The 4,317-nt window shown below is 76.6% G+C and carries 3 protein-coding genes and 1 pseudogene; 1 reads left to right on the top strand and 3 read right to left on the bottom strand.

Annotated elements, in window-relative coordinates; translation table 11 throughout:
- A pseudogene (locus tag ACWENR_RS29895) lies at nt 1–314 on the bottom strand (hypothetical protein); the annotation flags it as partial.
- On the opposite strand from ACWENR_RS29895, the gene ACWENR_RS29890 reads away from it, so the two are divergent.
- On the top strand, nt 313–990 hold the full coding sequence (locus ACWENR_RS29890; protein WP_452280290.1) for a GOLPH3/VPS74 family protein: 678 nt from the start codon (nt 313–315) through the stop codon (nt 988–990). The pseudogene ACWENR_RS29895 and the gene ACWENR_RS29890 sit on opposite strands and share 2 nt — an antisense overlap.
- Before the next feature lie 178 nt (nt 991–1,168).
- Here the strand turns inward: ACWENR_RS29890 and ACWENR_RS29885 are convergent, their stop codons facing one another.
- Together ACWENR_RS29885 and ACWENR_RS29880 are read right to left on the bottom strand one after the other, a co-directional pair.
- Nucleotides 1,169–2,893 (bottom strand): phospho-sugar mutase, encoded by a 1,725-nt coding sequence (locus ACWENR_RS29885; RefSeq protein ID WP_452280289.1) that lies wholly within the window; start codon nt 2,891–2,893, stop codon nt 1,169–1,171.
- 48 nt (nt 2,894–2,941) lie between these two features.
- On the bottom strand, nt 2,942–4,317 hold a 1,376-nt coding region (locus ACWENR_RS29880; protein WP_452280288.1), incomplete at its 5' end, for a PsbP-related protein.

The raw sequence follows: 4,317 nt of genomic DNA, 5'->3' as shown, positions 1-4,317 counted from the left end.
GTGCCGTCCCGGTGTGCGGCCCCGGAGTGCGGCTTCGGCGTGCCGTCCCGGTGTGCGGCCCCGGAGTGCGGCTTCGGCGTGCCGTCCCGGTGTGCGGCCCCGGAGTGCGGCTTCGGCGTGCCGTCCCGGTGTGCCGCTTCGGCCTGCGGCTTCGGCGTGCCGTCCCGGTGTGCCGCTTCGGCCTGCGGCCCCGGCGTGCCGTCCCGGTGTGCCGTCCTGGCCTGCGGCGACGGCGGGGCGGGCGGTCGCGGCGGCGCGTCGTCGCGGCGCAGTGGGTGCGCGGGGTGCGCGTACCCGCTAGCGTCTGCGCCCATGACTGGTGTTGCGCTCGCCGAAGAGCTGCTTCTCCTCGCGTACGACGACGAGACCGGCAAGGCGACCATGCCGCGGATCAGCCTCGACCTGGGGATGGCCGCCGCGGTGCTGATCGAGCTGGCCCTGGCCGGGCGGATCGTGTATTCCGAGGGATCCCTGGCGGTGGTCGACCCGACGCCCACCGGCGAGCCGCTCGTCGACGGGGTGCTCGCCCGGATCGCCGCCGACACGCCGCACAGCCCGTCGTCCTGGGTGCAGCGGCTGCGGCACGGCCTGCGCGACAGGATCCTCGGCGACCTGTGCGCCCAGGGCGTGGTGCGCGACGTCGACGAGACCGAGCTGGGTTTCATCCACGTGCACCGCTACCCGACGGTGGACCCCGCCGTGGAGGCGGACGCCCGCCGCCGGCTGGCCGAGGCGCTGGCCGACGGGCAGCTCCCCGACGAGCGGACCGCCGCCCTGGCCACCCTGGTCGCGGTGCTGCGGATGGAGCCGGCGCTCGGCCTGACCGGTGACGCCGCCCGGGACGCCCGCCGCCGGCTGGAGGAGATCGCCGGGGGCGCGGGCTTCTCCGGCGACGTCAGCCTCGACGACTCCGTCGTCCGCCCCTCGGTGGGCCTCGTCGTGGCCGCCCTGGGCCGCGCCGTCGACGCCGCCCTGGGCCCCCGCCCCTGACCCCCACCCCAGCACCCACCCACCCACCCACCCACCCCACCCCGCCCCCGGTACCTGCGTTGATCATGGCGTTACCGGTGCCGGAAAGCGCTTCCCGGCCCGATAACGCCATGATCAACGCAGGGAGGGGAGAGGGGAGAGGGGAGCGGGGAGGGGAGGGGAGGGGAGGGGAGGGGGGTCAGAGGTTGAGGGCCGTTTTCATCTCCGCGCGGAGGGCGGCGACGGCCTCCGTGGCTCGGGCGCGGGCCGCGGCGACGTCGCCGTCCGCCACCGGCTCCACCACCTCCAGGTACGCCTTGAGCTTCGGCTCGGTGCCGGACGGGCGGATCACCACCCGGGCGGCCCGGGTGCGCAGGATCACCACGTCGGCCTCGGGGAGCAGGTCCTGCGCCTCCGTGACCGGGTGACCGAGCAGCGCGGTCGGGGTCGCGGCGCGGATCCGGGCCAGGGCGTCCGCGATGACCCGCAGGTCGTCCACCCGCACCGAGAGCTGGTCGGTGTGGTGCACGCCGAACTCGGCGGCCAGCTCGTCCAGCCGGTCGGTCAGCGTGCGCCCCCGCGCCTTGAGCCCGGCGGCCAGCTCGGCCACCGTCAGCGCGGCGGTGATGCCGTCCTTGTCGCGGACGTGCTCCGGGGCGACGCAGTAGCCGAGCGCCTCCTCGTAGCCGAAGACCAGCGGCTCGCTCCCGCCGCCGGCGCGCACGATCCACTTGAACCCGGTCAGCGTCTCGTCGTAGGGCAGGCCACGGGCGGCGCACATGGCCCGCAGCAGGGACGACGACACGATCGTGGTGGCGTACAGGCCGGTGACGCCGCGCCGCATCAGGTGGTCGGCCAGCAGCACGCCCACCTCGTCGCCGCGCAGCATCCGCCAGCCCGGCCGCTCGGCGTCGGGCTCGGCCGGCCCGGCGACCTCGCCCCGGGCGCTCGCCGCCGGGCCGGTGTCCCGGACCACCACCGCGCAGCGGTCCGCGTCGGGGTCGTTGGCGATGGCGATGTCCGCGCCGGTCGACTCGGCGAGCGCGATCAGCCGGTCCACCGCCCCCGGCTCCTCCGGGTTGGGGAAGGAGACGGTGGGGAACGCCGGATCCGGCTCGGCCTGCTCGGGCACCACCCCGGGCACCGGGAAGCCGGCGCGGGCGAAGGCGGCGGTGAGCACCGCCGCGCCCACCCCGTGCAGCGGCGTGTACGCCACCGCCAGGTCGCGCGGCCCGTCCGGGTCGATGACGGCGGTGGCCCGCCCGACGTACGAGGCGACCAGGTCGTCGCCGAGGACCTGCCCGGCGGGGCCCAGGGGCACCTCCGCCAGCGGGCCGACCGCGCGAATGGCGGCCTCGATGCCGGCGTCGGCCGGCGGCACGATCTGCGCGCCCGCCCCGAGCGGGCCACCCAGCTCCGCGCCGAGGTAGACCTTGTAGCCGTTGTCCTGGGGCGGGTTGTGGCTGGCCGTCACCATCACCCCGGCGGCCGCCCCGAGGTGCCGCACCGCGTAGGCGAGCACCGGGGTGGGCAGGGGGCGGGGCAGCAGCAACGCCGGGCGTCCCGCGCCGGTGGCGACCTGGGCGGTGCGCTCGGCGAACTGCCGGGAGCCGTGCCGGGCGTCGTACCCGATCACCAGCGGGCCGGAGCCGCCCTGGGCCGCGAGCCAGGCGACCAGCCCGGCGGCGGCCTGGGTGACCACCGCGAGGTTCATCCCGTTGGGGCCGGCGCGCAGCGGGCCGCGCAGCCCGGCGGTGCCGAAGGTCAGCGGGCCGGCGAACCGGTCGGCCAGCTCCGGGGCGCTCGCCGGCAGGCGGTCGAGCACCGCCCGCAGCTCGTCCCGGCTGGCCGGGTCGGGGTCGTCGTCGAGCCAGCGCCGCGCTCGCTCGCGAATGTCGTCGATGTCAGTGGTTTCCGCCGGCATGCCTCTTGATAGCACGCCGGCGGATCACCGCTTCCTCTTCCCCTGCGATCAGCCGGCGTCGGTGAGTTGGAACGACTTCACCATCTCGTCGAAGATCGGCTTGCTCTCGTCGAACTTCGCGTCGGTCACGGTCAGGTAGAACGAGTAGGCCTTGCCCTCGTGGACCACCCCGCGCCACACGCCGTGCCGCTTGGCCTCGCCCTCGCCGCAGGTGTACTCGAACTCGGCCGCCTGCTTGCCGACCCACTCCATCTCGTTCATGGCGAGCTGGGCGTAGGGCTTGACGCACGACTTCGAGCGGGTCTTGAGGCCCTCCTCGGCAACCTCCGCCCAGCGGATCGAGGTGGTGGAGAAGTTTTCCACCAGGATCCGTACCTTGCGGCCGTCGTCCTCCGGGTCGACGTAGTCGACCCAGTTGCCGGCGCTCTTGCGCTCCCAGCCCTGCGGCACCATGACGCGTACGCCCTTGCCCGAGTGCTCCTTCATCTCGGGCACCCCGACCGGGGCAGCCGAGGTCGGGGCGGCCTGCGGGACGGTCGGTGCCGGGTCGTCGCCGCCGGTGAACAGGACGACCGCACCGACCAGCAGCACGGCCAGACCGCCGGCGGCGGCGAGCTGCACCTTGCGGGGCCAGCCCCTGACGGTGCCGACGAGGCGGCCGCCGGTGGCGCGTACGCGACCGCCGAGCCCGCCGCCGGCGTCGCCCACGCGCGGCGCGGTGGCCGGGGAGGTCCAGGGCTGGCCGGTGCCCGGCACCGACCACTGGCCGCCGCCGTAGGTCCCGCCGAGCTGCTGGGTGGCCTCCGGCGGGGCGCCGAAGACGGGCGTGCCGGCGCTGATCCGCTGGGTGGCCTCCGGCGGGGCGCCGAAGACGGACGCGCCGCCGCCGACCCGCTGGGTGGCCTCCGTGGGGCCGCTGAAGCCGACCAGGCCGGCCGCGTTGGTCCGCAGCTGCTGGGTGGCGTCGCCGGCGCGCGGGGTGGCCTCGGGGCCGCCGTAGGTGCGGCCGGCCGGCGCGGCCCCGCCCGGGGCCGGCATCGCGCCGGTGGGGGTGTGCAGCGGCCCGGACAGCGCGTCGGCGCTGGTGTCCTCCATGGCGGCGGCGGGGCCGGCGGGGAGGGCGGCCTGGGCCGGGCGCTCGCCCCGGCGCAGGGCGGCCAGCCGGTCGGTGAGCGACTCGTCGGGGCCGAGCATCGCCCGCCCGCCGATCTGCCCGCTCGGCTTCGGCTGCTCCGGCTCGGCGGCCGGCGGGGCCGGCACCGGGCGCTGCACCGGCACGACCGAGTACGGGTCGGTCACCGAGTTGACCGCCGCGGCGGTGCTGGTCAGCGGGCCGGCGAGCAGCTCGCGCAGCATCGCCCGGGCGGTGTGCACGTCGAGGCGGCGGGCCGGGTCCTTCTCGAGCAGGCCCATGAGCACCCGGG

The organism is Micromonospora sp. NPDC004336 (assembly GCF_053602615.1).
This window is presented reverse-complemented; position numbering and strand designations above follow the sequence as displayed.

Excerpts from the sequence above, each read along its gene's own strand:
- ACWENR_RS29890 (WP_452280290.1), top strand. The coding sequence starts at position 313 with ATGACTGGTGTTGCGCTCGCCGAAGAGCTGCTTCTCCTCGCGTACGAC.
- ACWENR_RS29885 (WP_452280289.1), bottom strand. The coding sequence starts at position 2,893 with ATGCCGGCGGAAACCACTGACATCGACGACATTCGCGAGCGAGCGCGG.